The sequence below is a fragment of the Flavobacterium soyangense genome (genome assembly GCF_015277675.1).
Lineage (GTDB): Bacteria > Bacteroidota > Bacteroidia > Flavobacteriales > Flavobacteriaceae > Flavobacterium > Flavobacterium soyangense.
This window is the reverse complement of record NZ_JADHEC010000007.1, coordinates 92,020-112,729: the sequence shown is the minus strand read 5'-3', so window position 1 is coordinate 112,729 and position 20,710 is coordinate 92,020. Positions and strand designations below refer to the sequence as shown.

Sequence of the window (20,710 nt, the reverse complement as noted above, 5' to 3'; positions counted from 1 at the left end):
ATTTATTTCTTTTCATTACTAATCTCATTCCTAATGTTTAATTTTCTGCCTGGAATTCTTACGGGTAACAATCCAGATTTTAAAATTATTCTTTGACCAATATCCCCAGCAACAAATGAGGCAAACCCCATTCCTAAACCAGAATATCCTTGTCCGTTGATGATATACAAATCACGTGCCAAAGGATATTTTCCTTCTGCAATATTGTTTTGACTTGGAGCATAAAAATTTACGCCAGTGAGGCTTTTTACACTTAATATATTTACCTTATCAACGTATTCTTGCATTACAGGCATTGGTTGCGACAACCAATTAACTCCTACAACACCAATCATTCCATTATTTTTAGCAACAAATTTAATTACGTCTTGATTTGATTTAAAAGAATAGACTCCTTTTTCAGGAATTGCCTTTACCCCGGCAAGTTTATTCATAAATCGTACTGTACTCGAATTAGGATTGTCAAAAACCAAACCTTTAATACTTGAATTAGGTTTTCCTTGCAAAAATTCTAAAACACTCTTTAACTCTACTAAAGTATCTTTATTACTCTTATTTGAAATAAAAGCTATAGCATCCGTTGCAAATTTAGTGATTTTTGGAGTAATTTTTTTTTGTTCAAAGATTTTATTTTCTTCAGAAGTTAAATTTCTGGTTAAAACAGCTATACCAGATTTATCTTTAAACAATGAAATGATTATTTCGGATTCCGATTTTGAAACAATATTGATTTTAGCATCATAATTGCTTTCAAAAACAGCAACCTGATCCTCAATTATTGGCGTAATTGTTTCGTCAACCAAAATATTCGCAGAACCTTTCAATATGGATTCTTTATTTGTATTTATTTTTTCTTTTTGATTACACATTACAAATAAAAAAACAATAAAAAAAAGGACAAAGACTTTGTTAATTTTACCCATGACTAATCATTATTTGAATTCATAAACCTCTTAAACCTAAAGAAAGAATAAACAATTAGAACAACACCAAGTAACATTCTGTAATTTGATGACATACTAATTGGAAATTTTTTGGGAAAAATAAAATCCCAAAAAAACACAACTAGACCCATACACAAATATAAGAAAAAAAACAAAATTCCTATAATGAAAAGAAATCGCTCTTTAGGCGATTTCTTTTTACTTTTATAAAGTGATTTTTTTAACATTATTCCGCTGATTGGATACTAATTGGTAAACTAAAAGTACACCTTACCTTTTTACCATTTTGTTCACCGGGAGTCCATTTTGGGCATTTATTTAAAACACGGATAGCTTCTTTTCCAGTACCGTAACCAATATCTCTAAGTACTTTGATATCAGTTAATGATCCATCTTTTTCTACTACAAATGTAACATAAACTTTTCCTTTAAGGCCTTCTTCTTCTGGAGCTTGGTAATTTTTTGCCACAAAAGCGTTAAACTTATCCATTCCTCCAGGGAAATCTGGTTTAACCTCTATTCCTGCAGTATTGTAAACCGTATTATCTTCTTCCACGACAGCTGCAACACCTGTTCCAACAGGTTCAACAGTTAGCTCAGCATCTGGATCACCTTTTATTGTTTCTTTACCAATGTTTTTATCTTTAAGATCTTTAACTACGGCAATTTCTTCAACAACATCTTCTGCCTTAGCAACTACCGGTTTAACAAATTTCACTTGATCCACTTTTGGTGGTGGTGGCGGTGGCGGCGGAAGATTCTCTTTTGGCTTGTCTTTTGGCGGTAACTTTATCGCTGTTATTTTTTGATCTAAGGTTGTGTCCTCTGATCTATCCGGAATCATACGCAAAATTGTAGGTATGCTTACAAGGATAACAAAAATTACTGTTCCAATGATAAAAGCCCTAACTGTGTTCTTGGTAATTGACTTTCTTAAATCGTAAGCACCATAACTTTTGTTACGACCTTCGAAAACAATTTCTAGCCAGTTATTATTTAATAAATCTAATTTCATATTTCTTAATTATTAGGTTATTGGGGAATAAGGATAGTTCTTATTTTCCTTCTAACAATTTTGTTTCTTCTGGTGTAAACTCATTCACAATGGCATAAGTTGGCACTTCAACAATTCCCATTTCATCTAAGATGTCAACCAAATTACGGTAATTTGATTTTTTACTTGGTTTGATAATTACAATCATCCCGTTTTTAGGTTTCCCTTTTGCAGTTGAATAAGCTAAAACTGATGCTTTTCTTGACAACAATTCTTTACGGATTCCTTCTTTACCATAAGCAAACTCTTTTGGGGCCCCTCCTGCAACAGGAGTCGCTAACAAACCTACATATCGAACTAACTTGTTATCTTTTCCTAACAAAATAGTCATAGTACGATTTTCATCAACTTTTATATCAACATTCTTTTGTTTAGGATCTTCTTTATCTGGCAATCCCAATTCCATTGCTTTTGGTTTAGACAAGGTTGTGGTAAGCATAAAGAATGTAATCAATAAAAAAGCCAAATCGACCATAGCAGTTAAATCTACTTTTGAGTTCTGTTTTTTACTTCTTACTTTTTTATCTTTTCCGCCACCACCGTCGCCTGTATTTAATTCAGCCATTTTAGTGTGTATTTTTTAATTAAAAATTCTTTCCTCTTAAACCAGTAACTAAACTAAAGCTATTGATTCCCTGGTCTTGTAAAATATCCATCACTTTTTTAATAGAAGGATATTCCTCTTTAGCATCTCCTTTTATGGCAATTTCCAATTCCTTGTCATTAATATCAATATTTGCACGGCGTGCAAATTGAATCCATTCTGCTAATTGATTATCAAGAGAGTCTTTTGGAACACCCGTTTGACCAGCTTTAGATCTTTCAGCACTCTTCATTTCGATAATCTGTTTCAGATTCCCAATAGGCACTCCAAAACCTTCCATTATTGAAAATTCTTTTTTATCATCCTCTGTGAATTCAACCCCATATTTTTGAGCCATCATTTCTAGAGCTTTAACACGTACTTCTCGGCCTTTCAAATCAAAAAACACTTTTCCTTTTCCAATTGTTAAGGTAGCTAAATTATTTTCTGGCAACTTAGATTGTACCGTTGATGCTGGCATGTCTACAGGCAATGCTTCCGGTACTTTGGCCGTAGCGGTCAAAATAAAAAAAGTAAGGAGAAGAAATGCTACATCACACATCGCCGTCATATCAATAGACGTCGCTTTTTTTTGCGTTTTTACAGCCATTAAGTATATATTTAAATTGTTAAGGAAATAGCATAAACTAATTAACCTAAATCCTTAAAAATTATTATTAATTATTTTTGAGTACCTCTGAAGTGTCTGTAAGTATTCACGATTGTAGAACCAGCCTCATCAATTGAATAAGTTAAAGTATCAATTTTTGAAGTAAACAAGTTGTAAACTATAATTGCCAAAGCTGAAGTAGAAATTCCTGTAGCAGTATTAATAAGTGCTTCAGAAATACCATTTGCTAACAATGCTTGATCTGGTGTTCCTGAGCTAGCCAATGCACCAAACGCTTTAATCATACCAGTTACAGTTCCTAATAATCCTGCAAGAGTTCCTAAAGAAACTAAGGTAGAAAGAATAGTCATGTGTTTTTCTAACATTGGCATTTCAAGTGAAGTAGCCTCTTCAATTTCTTTGTGGATTGTTTCAGCAGCAGTTTCGCTGTCTAAACCTTCTTTTTTAACATCTTGATATTTAATCAAAGCTGATCTTATTGCATTTGCAACAGAACCTTTTTGTTTATCACATGATACGATTGCACCTTCAATATCTCCTGATTTGATACTTTTCTGAACATCGTCCATAAATTTATCAAGATTTCCTTTACCAGCTGCTTTGGAAATAACAGAAAAACGTTCAAATGAAAATACTATTACCATTAAAAGTAATCCCATTAAAACTGGCACAATAGAACCTCCTTTGTAAACCATTGCTAAATAATTTCCCGGAAGTGGATGACCTGTATTAACTCCTCCTTCAAAATTTGCTCCATCACCCATTATGAATGACCAGATTAGCCATCCTGAAAAAATACATAATACAATTATGATTAATGAAATACTTCCTCCTAAACCTGCACCTTTTTCTTTTTTAACGTTTGCCATTTTCTTTAATTTTAATAGTTTTAATAGTTTTAATAATTTATTTTTTGTTACAATAAACTTTTGTTGAGGAGCAAATTTATATTTTTAGTTTAAATAAAAAAACTTTTTTTACTTTTATTCTAATTATTTTAACTTTACTCAAAAAAAGTTACTTTTTTTCATTTACGTTAAAATCAAAAACTTCCCAAAAATTTAGCTTTTTAAAAAAATAACACAGTGTTTTATGACTTTTTAGAACAAATTTTTAATGCTTTTTAAAAATAATTGAAAAATAAATATTTTGTTTTATCTAAATCGAAAACGTTATAATTAAACGTAAATGTTATCAAAATGTTATATTTACACATGCAAAAAATAATCTTTTGATAAATAAATTTAATCTAAAAACAGAGTATGTGTAAAAAAAAAGATTTCATAAAACAAATTAATGATAGCTGTCTTTCAGAAGAAAAAAATATTATTCATTGCAGTTTTATACTTGACATAGAAGCTTTAACCAACGCGCATAAAAAAATCACTATAGACGACAAGGAATGAAAAAAATCATACTAACGTTCTTTACACTTTTTGCCATCCAAACATTGATTTTTGGACAGTTAAAAGCAGAAACAAATGATGGAAAAAATCTTTTATTATATGAAAATGGTACTTGGCTTTACACTGACAGTATTCCATCAAATAATATTAAGGTAACAGGTATAACTAAATTAGAACTTCCCAAAACTAATTCCAAAGAAGAAATTATTACACACACAGGATATTCGCTTTCATACAACGAAACACACGAACAGGCAAATTGGGTCGCCTACAGGCTAACTAAAGAAGAAACAAATAGACTTTTTAAAAGAACCAATAAATTCATCCCTGACCCAAAAATTAAAACAGGTACTGCATCAAACAAAGATTATGAAGGCTCCGGTTATGACAGAGGACACCTAGCTCCTGCTTCTGATATGGGCTGGTCCTCTAACGCAATGGCAGAATCTTTTTACTACAGTAATATGAGTCCACAAACACCTAGTTTTAATAGAGGTATATGGAAAAATCTAGAGGGATTAGTTCGCACTTGGGCAATTGAAAACAACAGTATTTACATTACAACAGGACCCGTTTTAACAAATGGACTTCAAACAATTGGAGCAAATAAAGTTTCTGTTCCAAAATATTATTATAAAGTGATTTTAGATTACAGTGAACACGGCATAAAAGGTATTGGCTTTATTCTTCCAAATACCGGCTCAAAAGAATCCCTTCAATATTATGCCGTATCAATTGACAGTGTTGAGAAATTGACAGGAATTGATTTTTTCCCTTTGTTACAAGACGAGCAAGAAGATATTATTGAAAAAAAACTTTGTATTAAATGTTGGTCTTGGAAAAATATTAACACAACAAGTAAAAATAATGAAAATAAAGCTACTAAATCAGTTCAATGTTCTGGAACTACTAAGTCTGGTAATAGATGCAAAAGGATGACTACCGACTCCAGCGGAAGATGTTATCAACATTTGAATTAAAATCAAAAAAAACCACATCTAATTGAAATTAAATACGTTTGTGAAATAATTTCAATGGAAAAAGTCAATTTAAACAGCAAATATTTTTTTTTAAATGATAAGGACACGCAACATTTTGATTACTTATATTATCGAATATTTTTATGACCTTAGCTTGGTATGGACATTTAAAATTCAAAGAACTCAAATGGTTTGAAAATGCAGGCTTGATAGTTATTACTCTCATAAGCTGGTGATTAGCACCCTTCAAATGCTGTTTTGCTTTGCCAGTTCGAGCAAAGCTCTCGGGTCAAGTCCCAGCAAATCGAATAGGTTATGAAGGCAATGGTGGGCCATTTTCTTTGGTTCAACTCAAAGTGATTCAGGAAATAATAACCTTGGTAATCTTCGTGGGTTTTTCTTTATTATTTTTCAAAAACGAAACCTTTAGATGGAATCATTTTGTTGGGTTTCTATTTTTTGGTTTTGGCAGTTTACTTTATAATTAAACGATAAAAAATGAAAAAAGCTCTTCTATTGGTTTTTATTCTTATTATAATGTTTTAGTTGTATTCCAAAAAAGGCAATTCAATCAAAATACACATTAAAAGAAGAAGTATTCAAGGCTGAAGATGACTTTAAAAATCTTTCACTTTTCAAAGGAATTTCAGAAGCTTTTTATACTTTTGCCGATGAAAACGCTGTGATAAAAAGAGAAAACGACACACTAATCCGCGGCAAATAAAATATCAAAAACTATTACAGTAATCCTAAATTCAAAAAAGCCTCTATAACCTGGAAATCTAATTTTGTTGAAGTTTCGAAAGATGGAGAAATGGCTTTTACTTATGGGAAATATATTTGGACGGTTATAGATTCTTTGGGAAATAAGAAAGATTTCAAAGGTATAATTCACACCGTTTAGAAGAAACAAAAAGTTGGCTCCTAGAAATATGTCTGGGATTAAAAAAATATTGATAACTTAAATGAGATTGCTTCGTGCCTCGCAATGACAAAAATGAAAAAATACTTTATTCAAAAATCGCCTTTCGCAGTTCCAACAACTGATGGAAAACTAATCGAAGAACATCACGGAATGGCAACCACAAATAATGCAGCGATTTCAATTGCCCACATGATTGCACCACCACATTGGAAAGAACCTTTTCAAACTCCTGAATTTGAGGAATACACTTATATTATTTCGGGAAAAAAACAATTTATTATTGAAGGCGAAACCATAATTCTTGAAACGGGGCAATCGATAAAAATCGATAAAAATACGCGCATACAATATTCAAATCCGTTCGATGAACCTTGTGAATATATGGCAATTTGTATTCCGGCATTTGATTTTACGAAAGTACATCGGGAGGAATAAATTCAACCCTGTCAGGAGCTAAAACCCTGACAGGATTTGCGAAAATTATTTCATTGGACTAAAAACCAGTTTTGTCGAAGTCTTAATGATTTCTTCCTTGTTCAATTTCATTTTTCTGAACTTGCCAGTATTGTACATTTCCGCCTGATCGTTGTAGTGCTTGCTAAACGGATTTCCGGATTGGCCAGTTGGCAAAATGCTCATACTGTTTTCTATATCCGAAAAATCAATAACTCTTCGGGTTGATGGTCCGCCTTTCACGATATATTCACCGCTATCGGTAAAATCAAAAAACAGATTATTAATCACTTCGGTTGAACCCGGTACGTTAAAAGGACCAACATTAAAAATGCCTCTCAATGCAGCAACTTTCCCTAGAGGATGCTGATGTTCCAAGGTATGAACTCGGTTCCAGGTCCAAGAATCCACCTCTTTTCCCAATTGCTTTTCGAGTGCTGCAATTCCTTCGTGAAAAGATTTGTTTAGAATTTCTGCTCTTGTTTCTTTTTCCTTTTTTGTAGTAACATCATCCCACCAAACCGAGTTTTCGTTTTTACTTTGTGGGGCAATAATTTGTTTGACAATATGTGTGGTCAAAAGCATTTTAAAATTATCTTCTCCCAACTCGTCCTGAAACGTATTTTTTAAATACTCATAAATCCATTTCTGATAAATAGTCGGTGCAATATCCTTTAAATTATTCGAACCGCTCCATTTTTTAAGGATTTCCATGGCGCATTTTTCATTGTTTGAAAGGGATTTTAAATCCAAAACCGAAATCAAATTTTTAACCACACTTGGTGTAACTGATGATGTATTATCATTTATCATATTACCCACATCTTCTTTTGTCCAATTGTTTTTTGGCTCTAATAAACCAGAAATTCTTTTGGCTCTATCTTGCGGTAAATAATATCCCGGATACAAATAACCATTGACAGCTTCAGGCTGATTATTGGCAGAATAGATATAATTCCAACTTGGGTTTATGGCGTGAGGGTTTTTCGAGAAATTCAAATATTCTTTTTTGTCATCGACTCCATTTGTTCCATTTAATATGAAATTTGGATTGACTGATTTGTCTAATTTATATAATTTTCCAGAAGTATTCCAGGCGATATTTCCTTTGGCATCTCCATACATTATATTTAATCCCGGCGCAGCAATTAAGGAAACCCCTTTTCTAAAATCCTCCAAATTCTTGGAATGTGAAAGCGAATAAACAGCTTCCAGCATCTGATTGTTAAGCTGTGTATAAACCCAATACATTGCAACCGGCTTCTTGTCCTTGAGCCCTGCCAATAAATCGTTCATAACAGGGCCATGCTGGGTTTCCCGAACTTCTAAAACCACATCAGAACTGTCTTTTACCTTAATGGCTTCTTTCCGGATTTTATAATCCTGAAATCCGTTTGTCGTTTTGTATTGGTTTTTATTGTTTGGATTTTCTTCTTCCTGAAACAAATCGACATCATCGTTTTCGAACATTGTTAATCCATAAGCATAATTGTGATTGTGTGCCAAAAGTGGAAATGGTGTTCCAGCCAAATAATACCCGTAAATTTCATAATCAGGCACCACAATATGTGCTTCGTACCAAGTACAAGGCTGCGAAAAAGCAATGTGAGGATCATTGGCAAAAATAACTTTTCCGTTTTTGGTTTTATTAGGTGCAATTACCCAACTGTTGCTACCAATAAAAGCCGGCACTTGTGAACTCTCCAGCAAATCAGTAACAGATTTTGAGATTTTAGCATATTCAATGGCTTTCCCATCGAAGTTTTTAATTTGAGTCGTTCCTAAAGAGCCATCCAGGCCAAACTCTTTTAAATAATTTGCACCTAATTTATTCCGAATATCAGTCATTAACGGGTCATTTTTTTGAGCCATCGCAAAACTGAACGACATATATCCAAAGATATTATAGACATCCTTTATCGTGAATTTTTCTTTTTTTATTCCCAATATTTGGAACTCGACTGGTGTTTTTCCTTCTTTTATATATTGATTTACACCATCAATATAAGCCAAAGTGAGTTGATATGCTTGGGAGTTTTTATCCAATTTAGCAATTGCCTTTTCGGAATTTTCATTGATGCCCAAACCCGCAAAAAACTTATCGGTCTTTAAAACTTTCGACCCAAACATTTCTGACAATCTTCCCGGAGCAATTCGTCGCATTAATTCCATTTGCCACAAACGATCTTGTGCGTGAACATAACCCAAAGCAGTCATTGCATCTTTCTGAGAATTGGCATAAATATGCGGAACCCCAAAATCATCAAAATAGACCGTGGTTTCCTTTTGAATGTTTTTAAGTTGTAGTCTTCCTTCATAAGTTGGCTTCAAATAAAAAGCATAACCTACTAATACAAGTGCAAGAATAACAATCAAGGACAAAATGACAAGAAGAAATTTCTTTAGGTTTTTCATATTTCAATAAATTGGAGAAACAAATATATAGGATTTAAAAGTTATTTTAAACTATTTATTTCCAATGTGTTTATAATTCAAGATTCGAAAATTAAAATATTTTGTTTAATTTATACTGTATATCGTTAAACAAAAGTATCTTTGCATTAAAATAAAAAAGATGAAACACATTTCAAGAGATAAAATTTCTCAAATGGAGAAAATAGAAAGGCTGAATTTAATCAATTCTTGTACTGGATATAAATCGGCAAATCTTATAGCCACAAAATCTTTAGATGGTAAACCAAACGTGGCTATTTTTAGCAGTGTTACGCATTTGGGAAGCGAACCGGCATTAATTGGATTTATTATGCGTCCAACGACAGTTCCAAGAGATACTCATAAAAACATTAAGGAAACCGGGTTTTTTACGGTAAACCACATTACGGTAGATATGATTGCTGATGCGCATCATACATCGGTAAATTACGAATTGGGCATTTCAGAATTTGACAAAACAAACCTGAAAGAAGAATACAAGAATGCCATTGAAATCCCTTTTGTAAAAGGAAGTCCCGTTCAGTTGCACTGCAAATATGTGAATGAATATTACATCAAAGAAAATGACACTATTCATATTATAGCTTCTGTTGAAAACTTGTTTTTTGATGAAACCCTGCGACACGAGGATGGCTGGTTACAAATTGACAAAGGCAATGTTATCGCTTTGAATGGACTCGATGGCTATTGTTTGCCAAAATTAGTGGATCGTTTTCAATATGCCAGAAAAGACAAGCCTTCAAAATCATTTTTTAAATAAAAAATCTCGCCATTGCTGACGAGATTTAGTGAATTAATATTTTAATAGTTTTAGATGATTAACATCGCATCACCATAAGAATAGAACTTATACTGTTCTTTAATCGCTTCATCGTATGCTCTTTTCATTAAATCGTGTCCGCAAAAAGCAGAAATCATCATTAATAAAGTCGATTTTGGTGTGTGAAAATTAGTAATCATACACGTTGCCAAGCTAAAATCGTGAGGAGGAAAAACAAATTTATTGGTCCATCCTTCGAAAGGATTCAGTGTTCTTTGTGATGAAACCGAACTTTCAATGGCACGCATAGAAGTTGTTCCAACGGCACAAATGCGTTTTCTGTTTGCTTTTGCATTATTAACAATATCACAGACTTCCTGAGTAATTTTTAATTCTTCGGAATCCATTTTGTGTTTTGATAAATCTTCAACCTCAACAGGATTGAAAGTTCCCAATCCTACGTGAAGCGTTACTTCGGCAAATTTTACACCTTTGATTTCCAGTTTTTTCAACAAATGTTTCGAAAAGTGCAAACCAGCAGTTGGCGCTGCAACAGCACCTTCTTCTTTAGCATAAATGGTTTGGTAACGATCCGCATCTTCCGGAGTTACGTCTCTGCTGATGTATTTTGGAATTGGCGTTTCGCCAAGTTCGGTCAATTTATTTCTGAATTCTTCGTAAGAACCGTCATATAGAAAACGCAAAGTTCTTCCGCGTGAAGTTGTATTGTCAATAACTTCGGCAACTAATGAATCATCATTGCCAAAATACAATTTATTTCCAATACGAATTTTACGGGCTGGATCTACCAATACATCCCAAAGACGTTGTTCAGCATTTAGTTCTCTAAGCAAAAAAACTTCGATTCTGGCTCCGGTTTTTTCTTTGTTTCCGTATAAACGTGCTGGAAAAACTTTTGTGTTATTCAAAATAAGAACATCACCTTCATCAAAATAATCGATAACATCTTTGAACGTTTTATGCTCAATAGTTTGTTTTTTTCGGTCGATAACCATAAGACGCGATTCGTCTCTATTTTCGGCTGGGTATTCTGCAAGAAGTTCTTTTGGCAAATTGAATTGAAAATGTGATAATTTCATTTGAAAAAGTTATGAGTTATGGATTATAAATTACAAGTTTTGATGTCATAATTTTAAATCGTGTGCAAATATACGATTGTGAGATAGGCGTTGTCAAGTGTTTCGACGTTTATTTTAATAAGTCCAATGCCACAAAGGCTTTAAGCAGCAAATAGAAATTTAATTTAATCAATTTCTGATATTCCGAAACCCAAACTTTTTAAATCATTCCAGAAATCAGGAAAGGATTTTGAAACGACTTCGGCGTTTTCTATAATAATTGGCTCTTTTAATGCCAAAGGCGCAAATGCCATTGCCATTCGATGGTCATTATAGGTTGCGATTTTTACATCGGGATTAATGCGATTTGAAGGCACCAAAGTCAAACTGTCATTCGTAACCGAAATATTGGCTCCGAGTTTTGTCAATTCGATTCGTAAAGCTTCCAATCTGTCGGTTTCCTTAATTTTTAAAGTATGAAGACCCGTAAGATGGCATCCAATTCCCAATCCAAGACAAGTAACCACAATGGTTTGAGCAATATCTGGCGTGCTGTTTAGATCAAGGTTTAAAGTTTCAAGTTTAAAGTTAGATTGCTTAACCAATGTCATTTTATTTCCATCGAAATGAGTTTCAACACCCATTTTCTTGTAGATTTCTACTAAAGCGGAATCGCCTTGCAAGCTATTTTCTTTATAACTGGACAATGTAATTGTTGTTCCATCTTTGGCCAAAGCCACAATACTGAAAAAATAAGAAGCGGAACTCCAATCGGATTCGACCGTCATTACTTTTGTTTCTATTTCTGGTTTTGGAAAAACTTTGATTACATTCTCTTCAAAACTAGTATGTATCTTTAAATCATTAAGTAAGGCCAATGTCATTTTTATGTAAGGAACAGAAGTAATTTCACCTTCTAATGTCAATTCGATACCGTTTTCAAGCTTTCCAGCAATTAACAAAAGTGCCGAAATATATTGGCTACTTATGCTTGCCGGCAAAGAAACTTTGCTTTGCGACAATTTTTGTCCTGTGATTTTTATTGGCGGAAAACCTTCATTTTCTAAATATTCTATTTTGGCACCTAATTGTCGTAAAGCTTCAACAAGAATCTTAATAGGTCTTTCTTTCATACGCGGAGAACCTGTAAGCGTCACGGTTCTGTTTTCTTGAACGGCAAAAAAAGCAGTCAAAAATCGCATCGCCGTTCCAGTGTGATGAATATCGATGATTTCCTCGTTGCCTCTCAAAGCCATTTGCATCACTTCGCTGTCGTCCGAATTAGAGATGTTTTCTATGCTAATATTTGGAAACAAAGCCCGAAGTAACAATAACCGATTTGACTCGCTTTTTGAACCCGTAATCTTTAAGTGTGAATTGTCAATTATGAATTGTGAATTTGTGATTAATTTTAAATTCATGGTTTTAATTATGAGTTTTGGTTTTTTGTTTCAAATAATTTAGGGGCGCAATTTACTATTACTCCTTCACAATTCATAATTTACAATTCACAATTATTTCAACTTTTCATTGTTTTTGTGTCGGTCTTTATCCCGAATTGATTTTAAATCCATTTTCTTGTCAAAAGCGGCTTGCAAATCGATTCCGGTTTGATTTGCCAAACATAAAACCACAAAAACCACATCGGCCAGTTCTTCGCCAAGGTCTTTGTTTTTGTCGCTTTCTTTTTCGGATTGTTCACCGTAACGACGGGCTATAATTCTGGCTACCTCTCCTACTTCCTCAGTAAGTTGTGCCATATTTGTGAGTTCATTAAAGTAGCGAACACCGTGTTCTTTGATCCAATTGTCGACTTCGAGTTGGGAATTTTTTAGGTTCATTTGTTTTTGTCTTTTTAAAACCCAAAGATATTTATTCTAAAATTTGATTCCTTATATTTTTTTTAAAACAATTTTCTCATTTTGCTTATCAATCATTTGTTGATAGAAAACTTTTAAATCAGCATAAAAATCTGCCGAAACTATAGGCGCATTTGTTTCTTTTGTAATTACAATCTGTATTTTATTGTCAGCATTTGCAGCTAAAAATTTAAAACTCCCCATATTTTCTCCCGTAGCAATATTTATGGCGGCTGGTAATGATTCTACAGCATATCCTTTTGGAATCTCGATGTTAATATTATATTTATTTTGAACAGGAAAACCAAAATCAATTGGGGATTCCCTTACCTCTTGTTTTAATGGGTTTTCTTTTGTTGCCAAAAATAACATCGGAGAAATATAAATTTTATCATTAATAATTTCTATATCCTTGTTATCCTTAAAAGAAAAATTCTCAATGATAGGTTTAGACAAATCCAAGTCGTTTTCTCTTGCATAATCATTTATTTCAATATTATTATTTTGGTTTTCGAGTTCTTCGCGATAAGTATCTTTTGCAGTTAATATATTTTCCTGCCTAAATTCCAATGCTTTGTGATTGGTAAATTGTCTTCTTATTTTTCCATCAGCTGATCCATCACTATTCAAAACAATATTTACATTTGACACTACTTTCGAAAGTTCTTTTGGCATCAAATCCACTTCAGTTGAAGTTCCGTCCTTTCGTATCAATCGCCCTATCCAGTTTAAATCACGTAACGGCAAAACATTTGGCAATGAATATTTTTCAGTTGCATCGAGCAATATATTTCCCTCTGGTGTTTCTATTGCTGCAATCACATAATTAAAAGCCGTTCTGCTCGGAAATAAGGCAATCCCATTATCACGAGTACTAACCAAAACGGGGTTGGCATTTAATCCCGCAAAACGTAACATCGCAATAAGCATTAGGTTAATTTCAGCAACATTCCCTGTTTTGTCTTTATACGCTTTTTTTACACCATCATCACATGAATAGTTGTACAATTCATTCCATTTTACGGATGATTTAACGTAATTAAAAATTACCGAGATTTTCTCTTCATTGGTAACTAATTCTTTAATTAATGGATTTATATCTTCTTCAAAATAACCGCTTTTTTTGAGTTCTAAGCCAAAATCATCATAATCATAAATGGTTTTCACTACAGACTTCCAATCCGTTGAATACGTTTTTAAAGGTTGATTGGGATATTTAATTATTGATAATTCTTGAACTACACTTGCGGTATAATTATTCACATTATTCACATAGGCTTCTTCCTTCAATGCAGGAAGATTGTCAGCAACATAATTTGTTTTTGTTTCTTCGTAATTTAGTTCACTTTGAACATAAGAGCTTGTTTGTCTTGCCACAAAATTACCATCGTTTCTCTGAATATCCGAGAATTTTTGAGATTTTTGAGATTTCACAACTGTCACTTTTGGAAAAATATATCCTTTTGTATTTGTATTATAAACATAATATTCAGGCACATAGGTTGTGTATTCAGAGTGATTTACTGGAATAGAAGTTTGAAAATCCCAATCTCTAATATTTCCTATCGAATTGGAACGCAAAACATATTCAAATTCTATAATAGATCCTTCTTTAACATTAGGCATAGCAATTTTTTTTCGCCCCCAATATCTATTCCCTTTTTCATCAAAAACACCATCACTTTTTAGTTTTGTCTTTTCAATTTTTCCATCCACAAGATTATAGGTTATGGCATCATCAAATGATACCGACTCATTAATATTGGTCCCTAAATAATACCGAACGGCTTTGTTAGCCCATTCATAGCCCCCTTTTTTGTAAATTTTAATTTTAGATTTTACAGTATTAACCATTACAAAACCCTCATTCTTATTAAACACAAATCTAACTTCCCCAACACTAAATAATATTGCGGCATCTGCCGATGGGTCTTTTGGACATTCTTTTTCCTCCAGTTCTGCAATGGTTACCTTTCCTAATTCAAATTTTTGGGCATTTGTTTTTGAAAAAGAAATGATAAATAATAAAATGATAAGTGATTTGATTTTCATTTGGATTATATTTTCTTGGTTAAAATAATTTTGGCATTGTCGTTTCTTGAGACTTGCTCCATAAAAAGTCGGAATTTGTCATATTCATTCTTCTCATAAAGCCCTTTTTTTATAAATAAAGTACGTTTGTAAACTAAGTTATTATCGTCTTTTTTAGTGATTTCTGTTTTGCATTCCCCGAATTTACTGTTCAATTCAAAATTTTGAGGTAAAAATTCAATTGCAAAACCAGCGGGCAAACTGATTGCTATTTCATCCGAATCATTAGTGCCCCTTTGAATTTCGAAAGGCGTTTTACGGTTTCTGATTCGCTTTATACTTCCGGTGTATTGACTAAAAGCATTGACGACAAAAATCATTTTATTTCCTGAATTTTTGCCATAATTCTCCGCAGTAATTTCTAAATTTTCGGTAAAACTTATTTTTTCTTTGTCATTAGAAAATGCTGTTTTGTTTATTTTTAAATTACTGATATTGCCCCAAAACTCTTTATAATGCACTTCTTTATCCGTAGGTTGCAGCTTTTCAATTTGGGCTTTTCGGCTATATTGAGAACCTTCGGAAACCATTGAAATTATTGCCGTAAAATTGCCGTTTTCATCTAATGAATAATTGCCTTTCTTGATTTGTGTGTTGCCTTTGTCGGGATATATTTTGGTTCTCACTATTTCGCCTCCCTCGGGTTTCATTATTACAACATTCCTGTCATCTGTAAAATTGGCTTGGTATCCAAAAGGATCGTCCTGACTGGTGCATTCCAAAAACACATAATTATCCTTGTTTGGAATTGCCAAAATCACGTGATTTCCCTGTATGGAACAAAAATCAGATCTAATATCTATTTTATCGTTACCCCCAAATAACTCCGTATAATAGGAAGGTACGTCAACGGCATTTAAAAGAGCTCTTGTATAATTAGACAAAGCTTTGCAATCGCCATAACCCAAACGATCCACGTCATTGGCATACATGGGTTTAAAACCCCCAATACCAACTTGAATACTGACGTATCTTGATTTTTCCTGCATATAATTGTAAATCAACTTTGCCTTCTTGATTGGATCTGTTTCATTTCCAACCATAGTTTTCATTTTTGCTTTCGTCTCATCCGATAATTCCATTGTTCCTGTCAGAATTTTGTCCGAAAACCATTGCCCATATTCCTTCCAGTTTTTTGCATTACCATCGACTCCTTCTAGATTAAAAAACTCCAAGCCCATCATTACTTTTGGAAAAATATTAGAAAACGACGGACTATAATCTTCCTCTTTTTGAGCTGGGATATTCGTTGCTACATAAGAAAGTTGTGTTGAAGAATCAACAGTTTTTTTGATTTGGAAATCGGAAAAATTGAATTCCGTTTTTTTGAAACCAAGATCGGCAGGGTAATTCACGTTCAAAACGCTTTTTTCTATGCTTAAAACATAATTGTCCAACGGGAACCATTGCGGAATAAATGCGGTGTTCGAAGTTTCAACTTCGCTTTCATAAACTATGGTAAACGGGTATTGGGTTGGCGTATAATTCAAATAAATTAATCTGTTGTCCGAAAAAAGAGTTACACCATCTAGCGCACATTGATCTCGAAAATCTTTTCTCTTGACTTTTTTAATTTCGTTTCCAAAACCGTCAAAAACGGTCGCATTGATACTTTTAACCGAGGTTTGCTTATCATAATGTTCGAAGGCGTCAATTCCTCCAAGTCCCTTTTCGTTCAAGACAGTAACCACTCTTTTCTCTTTGATATTCATATTCCGTTGAGACGAAATTACAATGTCAATTTGGTTCAAACGTACCACAGCATTGGCATTTTGCTTTAAACTGTCTGAAATAAGTAATGTGGAGTATTCTGTTTTTTGGGAGTAAAGTGAAGTGGAAAATAAAAAAAATAGGAACAAAGCAGAAATAAATTTCATATCAGGGAAGTTTCCTCAAATTTATGAAATTTTTTTTAAGAATAATCCTAAATTATTCTTTATTTTTAGAATCAATTAAAATTGTCACCGGTCCATCATTGAGCAAAGCCACTTTCATATCGGCGCCAAAAACTCCGGTTTGCACTTTTTTGCCCATTTCCATTTCTAATTGTCTCGTGAAATTCTCATAAAGCGGAATGGCGATTTCGGGTTTTGCCGCTTTGATATAGGAAGGACGATTGCCTTTTTTGGTCAAGGCGTGAAGCGTAAATTGCGAAACAACAATTATTTCTCCATCAATATCTTTTACCGAGAGATTCATCACCTCATTTTCATCACCAAAAATGCGAAGATTGACAATTTTTGAAGTCAGCCAATCAATGTCTTCTTGATTATCGGCATCTTCAATTCCAAGCAGAACAAGCAAACCGTCTTGAATTTTGGCTACAATTTTAGAATCGATGGTTACTGATGCGGAAGAAACTCTTTGAATTACTGATTTCACTGTTGGCTAATTTACTGTTGGCTTTTGCCTAAATTATTTTCTCGTTTCATCACTTGCTTTTCGATCTTCATCATAAGAATCCGTGCGGTAATTTTCGTCGTCACCTTCCAGAATTTTAAGATATGAATTGTAGCGTGACCAGGCGATTTCATCTTTTTCCAAAGCCTTTTTTATGGCGCAATGTGGCTCTTCTTTATGCAAACAATTATTGAATTTGCATTGGTCTTTCAACTTGAAAAACTCCGGAAAATATCCACTAATTTCTTCTTTTTCCATATCGACAATCCCAAAACCCTTAATCCCCGGCGTGTCGATTATTCGGGCGCCAAAAGACAAATCATACATTTCGGCAAAAGTCGTGGTATGTTGTCCTTGCTTGCTGGCTTCGGAAATAGTTTTCGTTTTTAGATGTAAAGAAGGTTCCAAAGCGTTGACTAAAGTTGATTTTCCAACACCAGAATGCCCAGAAAACATGCTCACTTTGCCAATCATCATTTCCTTTAATTTGTCGATTCCCTTACTTTCTTTGGCAGAAGCCCGAAGGCATTTGTATCCAATGTTTTCGTAAATATGCTGCAAATACAATTGTTCGTCCAATGTTGGATCGTCAAAAGTGTCAATTTTATTGAAAACTAAAACCGTTTCTATTCCGTAAGCTTCAGCAGTAACCAAAAAACGATCAATAAAATTAGGCGTTGTTGGCGGATTATTGATGGTGACCAAAAGGAAAACACGGTCAATATTCGACGCAATAATGTGCATTTGATGCGATAAATTCACTGATTTTCGAACGATATAATTCTTTCTTTCGTGAATATTATGAATGGTTCCTGTAACTGTATCCGAGGTTTCTTCGAGTTCATAATCTACAATATCGCCCACGGCAATTGGGTTCGTGCTTTTTATTCCTTTAATTCGGAATTTCCCTTTCATACGGCATTCAATAAAATTACCGTGCTCGGATTTTACTGTGTACCAACTTCCTGTAGATTTATAAACGGTTCCTGTCATTTTTAATTACAAATGATAAATGGTGAATTGTGAATGCCAAAATTACACATTCTAATTCACCATTTATAATTTACCATTTACAATTTGTTCAAGATTTTTTCTTGATGACCAATACTTTCCTGGTGAATATCTTTGAATAATTTAACGATAAACTCTTCGGTTAATCCTTTTTTTCCACCTTCGGCAATCATTTTTGCCTGAATTTCGTTCCAACGATTGCTTTGCAGTACAGCAACATTGGCATCTTTTTTCACTTGGCCAATTTCATCCGCCACTTTCATACGTTTTCCTAGCAATTCCAATAAGTTGGCATCCAAAACATCAATGTTTGCTCTCAATTTTGTCATTTTATTGGCAAACTCATCAGTATCACCACTCACTTTTCTTACTTTCAAATCTTTAAAAATTTGCAGTAAAGCTTCTGGTGTCACTTGCTGTGCGGCATCACTCCAAGCATTGTCTGGATCATTGTGTGTTTCGATAATCATGCCGTCATAATTCAAATCCAAAGCTTCTTGCGTCACTTCAAGAATCATATCGCGATTTCCTGTGATGTGTGATGGATCAATAATCAAAGGCAAATCAGGGAATTTATTTTGCAATTCGATAGCAATTTGCCATTCTGGAATGTTTCTGTATTTTGTTTTTTCGTAAGTAGAAAAACCTCTGTGAATCACTCCTAAATTTTTGATTCCGGCAGCATACAAACGCTCCACACCACCAAGCCACAAAGCCATATCTGGATTTACTGGGTTTTTTATCAATACAATTTTATCCGTCCCTTTCAATGTGTCAGCAATTTCCTGAACCGCAAACGGATTTGCCGTTGTACGAGCGCCAACCCATAAAACATCAATATCATTTTCCAAAGCCAATTTACAGTGGGCAGCAGTGGCAACTTCAGTTCCCATTAACATTCCTGTTTCCGCTTTTGCTTTTTTTAACCATTTCAATCCAATTTCTCCAACACCTTCAAATCCTCCCGGACGTGTTCTTGGTTTCCAGATTCCTGCTCTAAAAACACTCACATCTGAATCTTTCAAGGCGTGAGCAATTTTTAAAACTTGTTCTTCGGTTTCAGCACTACAAGGTCCTGCTATCACAAATGGATGAGTCAAATTGAATTCGTTCAACCAGTTTCTCATTTCTTTCTTGTTTTCCATCTTTTCTAAATATTTATTTTATTATTTTATTCTGTGTTGTTTTTTTCTCAGTGTAAATTGCGTCAATACTCAGCTTACTTTTTACTGTTCATGCCGTTTAATATTTCCCTAATTCTATTTACGCCTTGCATTTCGTTGAAAATTGCATCGTAATTGTCATTCTCTAATAATTCTTTGAAATTAGATAAATTAGAAATATATTCTTCTAATCCTTTCACCACTTGTTTTTTATTCTGTTTAAAAATTGGTGTCCACATTGCCGGGGAACTTTTGGCCAAACGAACCGTACTTTCAAATCCAGAACCCGCCATATCAAAAATATCCTGCTCGTCTTTTTCTTTGTCAATCACCGTTTTTCCAAGCATAAAAGCACTAATATGGGACAAATGCGACACATAAGCAATGTGTTTATCGTGTGATTTTGGATCCATATATCGGATTCTCATTCCCATGCTTTTAAATAATTCCAAGGCTTTTTCCTGTAATTTGAAAGTCGTTTTTTCCACCTCACAAATAATATTGGTTTTCCCTTCGAACAATCCTCTTATCGCCGCCGAAGGCCCCGAAAATTCCGTTCCCGCAATGGGATGCGTAGCAATAAAATTCCTTCTTCTTGGATGATTTACCACCGCTTCGCAAATTGGCGTTTTCGTAGAACCTACTTCAAATACAATTGTATTTTCACCAATATGGTCCAAAACTTTTGGCAAAACCGCCAGTGCAACATCCACAGGAACCGAAACGATTACAAAATCGGCAGCAGCCAAATCATCGAATGTGGCGGCAGCATCAATAACTCCTAAAGCCAAGGCTTCCGCCAAATGGATTTCGTTAGTGTCAATCCCATAAATGGTCGCTTCCGGATGCAGTGATTTGATGTCCAACGCCATCGAACCGCCTATTAAACCAATGCCAATTACGTATATTTTCATCTG

General features: G+C 33.8%; 18 protein-coding genes and 1 pseudogene. 4 read left to right on the top strand and 15 right to left on the bottom strand.

Going from position 1 to position 20,710, the window contains the following annotated elements; all coding sequences use genetic code 11:
• Positions 1-2: 2 nt before the first annotated feature.
• The 5 genes from IR213_RS05135 to IR213_RS05115 all read right to left on the bottom strand — a co-directional run bounded on the left by IR213_RS05135 (position 3) and on the right by IR213_RS05115 (position 4,081).
• A complete protein-coding gene (locus tag IR213_RS05135) occupies positions 3-923 on the bottom strand; it encodes a PstS family phosphate ABC transporter substrate-binding protein (protein ID WP_194311242.1) in 921 nt (306 codons plus the stop codon).
• 247 nt (positions 924-1,170) lie between these two features.
• The gene (locus IR213_RS05130) at positions 1,171-1,959 is read right to left on the bottom strand and encodes an energy transducer TonB (RefSeq protein ID WP_194311241.1); all 789 of its coding nucleotides are present in this window, start codon (positions 1,957-1,959) and stop codon (positions 1,171-1,173) included.
• A 40-nt stretch (positions 1,960-1,999) separates the two neighbouring features.
• Positions 2,000-2,563 carry an ExbD/TolR family protein gene (locus IR213_RS05125; protein ID WP_194311240.1) on the bottom strand — a complete coding sequence of 188 codons (564 nt, stop codon included), beginning with the start codon at positions 2,561-2,563 and terminating at the stop codon, positions 2,000-2,002.
• A gap of 19 nt (positions 2,564-2,582) precedes the next feature.
• Positions 2,583-3,191, bottom strand: coding sequence for an ExbD/TolR family protein (locus IR213_RS05120; protein WP_194311239.1), 609 nt, complete (start codon positions 3,189-3,191; stop codon positions 2,583-2,585).
• 71 nt (positions 3,192-3,262) lie between these two features.
• On the bottom strand, positions 3,263-4,081 hold the full coding sequence (locus IR213_RS05115; RefSeq protein ID WP_194311238.1) for a MotA/TolQ/ExbB proton channel family protein: 819 nt from the start codon (positions 4,079-4,081) through the stop codon (positions 3,263-3,265).
• A 533-nt stretch (positions 4,082-4,614) separates the two neighbouring features.
• Between IR213_RS05115 and IR213_RS05110 the strand changes: the two genes are divergently transcribed.
• The 3 genes and pseudogenes from IR213_RS05110 to IR213_RS05100 all read left to right on the top strand — a co-directional run bounded on the left by IR213_RS05110 (position 4,615) and on the right by IR213_RS05100 (position 6,958).
• Positions 4,615-5,598: a DNA/RNA non-specific endonuclease gene (locus IR213_RS05110; protein WP_194311237.1), complete on the top strand. Its 984-nt coding sequence runs from the start codon at positions 4,615-4,617 to the stop codon at positions 5,596-5,598.
• A 143-nt stretch (positions 5,599-5,741) separates the two neighbouring features.
• A pseudogene (locus IR213_RS05105) lies at positions 5,742-6,086 on the top strand (DMT family protein).
• 509 nt (positions 6,087-6,595) lie between these two features.
• A complete protein-coding gene (locus IR213_RS05100) occupies positions 6,596-6,958 on the top strand; it encodes a cupin domain-containing protein (protein ID WP_194311236.1) in 363 nt (120 codons plus the stop codon).
• A 45-nt stretch (positions 6,959-7,003) separates the two neighbouring features.
• Here IR213_RS05100 and IR213_RS05095 read toward each other — a convergent pair whose 3' ends face one another.
• The gene (locus IR213_RS05095; protein WP_194311235.1) at positions 7,004-9,391 is read right to left on the bottom strand and encodes a penicillin acylase family protein; all 2,388 of its coding nucleotides are present in this window, start codon (positions 9,389-9,391) and stop codon (positions 7,004-7,006) included.
• Positions 9,392-9,551: 160 nt separating this feature from the next.
• Here IR213_RS05095 and IR213_RS05090 point away from each other — a divergent pair, with 160 nt between their 5' ends.
• Positions 9,552-10,190: a flavin reductase family protein gene (locus IR213_RS05090; RefSeq protein ID WP_194311234.1), complete on the top strand. Its 639-nt coding sequence runs from the start codon at positions 9,552-9,554 to the stop codon at positions 10,188-10,190.
• Positions 10,191-10,240: 50 nt separating this feature from the next.
• Here IR213_RS05090 and queA read toward each other — a convergent pair whose 3' ends face one another.
• From queA to IR213_RS05045, 9 genes are all read right to left on the bottom strand, one after another.
• Positions 10,241-11,290, bottom strand: coding sequence for a tRNA preQ1(34) S-adenosylmethionine ribosyltransferase-isomerase QueA (gene queA, locus IR213_RS05085; RefSeq protein ID WP_194311233.1), 1,050 nt, complete (start codon positions 11,288-11,290; stop codon positions 10,241-10,243).
• 164 nt (positions 11,291-11,454) lie between these two features.
• The gene (gene aroA, locus IR213_RS05080; protein WP_194311232.1) at positions 11,455-12,690 is read right to left on the bottom strand and encodes a 3-phosphoshikimate 1-carboxyvinyltransferase; all 1,236 of its coding nucleotides are present in this window, start codon (positions 12,688-12,690) and stop codon (positions 11,455-11,457) included.
• Positions 12,691-12,783: 93 nt separating this feature from the next.
• Positions 12,784-13,110, bottom strand: coding sequence for a nucleotide pyrophosphohydrolase (locus tag IR213_RS05075; protein ID WP_194311231.1), 327 nt, complete (start codon positions 13,108-13,110; stop codon positions 12,784-12,786).
• Positions 13,111-13,161: 51 nt separating this feature from the next.
• Positions 13,162-15,180 carry a transglutaminase domain-containing protein gene (locus tag IR213_RS05070; protein WP_194311230.1) on the bottom strand — a complete coding sequence of 673 codons (2,019 nt, stop codon included), beginning with the start codon at positions 15,178-15,180 and terminating at the stop codon, positions 13,162-13,164.
• Positions 15,181-15,185: 5 nt separating this feature from the next.
• Positions 15,186-17,096, bottom strand: coding sequence for a DUF3857 domain-containing protein (locus IR213_RS05065; protein ID WP_194311229.1), 1,911 nt, complete (start codon positions 17,094-17,096; stop codon positions 15,186-15,188).
• A gap of 52 nt (positions 17,097-17,148) precedes the next feature.
• Positions 17,149-17,601 carry a D-aminoacyl-tRNA deacylase gene (dtd, locus tag IR213_RS05060; protein ID WP_194311228.1) on the bottom strand — a complete coding sequence of 151 codons (453 nt, stop codon included), beginning with the start codon at positions 17,599-17,601 and terminating at the stop codon, positions 17,149-17,151.
• Between the two features lie 33 nt (positions 17,602-17,634).
• Entirely contained in the window at positions 17,635-18,612 is a 978-nt protein-coding gene (gene rsgA / locus IR213_RS05055) for a ribosome small subunit-dependent GTPase A (RefSeq protein WP_194311227.1), read from the bottom strand.
• A gap of 77 nt (positions 18,613-18,689) precedes the next feature.
• On the bottom strand, positions 18,690-19,775 hold the full coding sequence (locus IR213_RS05050; protein ID WP_194311226.1) for a bifunctional 3-deoxy-7-phosphoheptulonate synthase/chorismate mutase type II: 1,086 nt from the start codon (positions 19,773-19,775) through the stop codon (positions 18,690-18,692).
• Positions 19,776-19,849: 74 nt separating this feature from the next.
• Positions 19,850-20,707, bottom strand: a complete 858-nt coding sequence (locus tag IR213_RS05045; RefSeq protein WP_194311225.1) for a prephenate dehydrogenase — start codon at positions 20,705-20,707, stop codon at positions 19,850-19,852.
• Positions 20,708-20,710: the final 3 nt, after the last annotated feature.

Bases quoted from the DNA above. Each gene is read 5' to 3' on its own strand.
- IR213_RS05135 (WP_194311242.1), bottom strand. From the start codon at position 923: ATGGGTAAAATTAACAAAGTCTTTGTCCTTTTTTTTATTGTTTTTTTA.
- IR213_RS05130 (WP_194311241.1), bottom strand. From the start codon at position 1,959: ATGAAATTAGATTTATTAAATAATAACTGGCTAGAAATTGTTTTCGAA.
- IR213_RS05125 (WP_194311240.1), bottom strand. From the start codon at position 2,563: ATGGCTGAATTAAATACAGGCGACGGTGGTGGCGGAAAAGATAAAAAA.
- IR213_RS05120 (WP_194311239.1), bottom strand. From the start codon at position 3,191: ATGGCTGTAAAAACGCAAAAAAAAGCGACGTCTATTGATATGACGGCG.
- IR213_RS05115 (WP_194311238.1), bottom strand. From the start codon at position 4,081: ATGGCAAACGTTAAAAAAGAAAAAGGTGCAGGTTTAGGAGGAAGTATT.
- IR213_RS05110 (WP_194311237.1), top strand. From the start codon at position 4,615: ATGAAAAAAATCATACTAACGTTCTTTACACTTTTTGCCATCCAAACA.
- IR213_RS05100 (WP_194311236.1), top strand. From the start codon at position 6,596: ATGAAAAAATACTTTATTCAAAAATCGCCTTTCGCAGTTCCAACAACT.
- IR213_RS05095 (WP_194311235.1), bottom strand. From the start codon at position 9,391: ATGAAAAACCTAAAGAAATTTCTTCTTGTCATTTTGTCCTTGATTGTT.
- IR213_RS05090 (WP_194311234.1), top strand. From the start codon at position 9,552: ATGAAACACATTTCAAGAGATAAAATTTCTCAAATGGAGAAAATAGAA.
- queA (WP_194311233.1), bottom strand. From the start codon at position 11,290: ATGAAATTATCACATTTTCAATTCAATTTGCCAAAAGAACTTCTTGCA.
- aroA (WP_194311232.1), bottom strand. From the start codon at position 12,690: ATGAATTTAAAATTAATCACAAATTCACAATTCATAATTGACAATTCA.
- IR213_RS05075 (WP_194311231.1), bottom strand. From the start codon at position 13,110: ATGAACCTAAAAAATTCCCAACTCGAAGTCGACAATTGGATCAAAGAA.
- IR213_RS05070 (WP_194311230.1), bottom strand. From the start codon at position 15,180: ATGAAAATCAAATCACTTATCATTTTATTATTTATCATTTCTTTTTCA.
- IR213_RS05065 (WP_194311229.1), bottom strand. From the start codon at position 17,096: ATGAAATTTATTTCTGCTTTGTTCCTATTTTTTTTATTTTCCACTTCA.
- rsgA (WP_194311227.1), bottom strand. From the start codon at position 18,612: ATGACAGGAACCGTTTATAAATCTACAGGAAGTTGGTACACAGTAAAA.
- IR213_RS05050 (WP_194311226.1), bottom strand. From the start codon at position 19,775: ATGGAAAACAAGAAAGAAATGAGAAACTGGTTGAACGAATTCAATTTG.
- IR213_RS05045 (WP_194311225.1), bottom strand. From the start codon at position 20,707: ATGAAAATATACGTAATTGGCATTGGTTTAATAGGCGGTTCGATGGCG.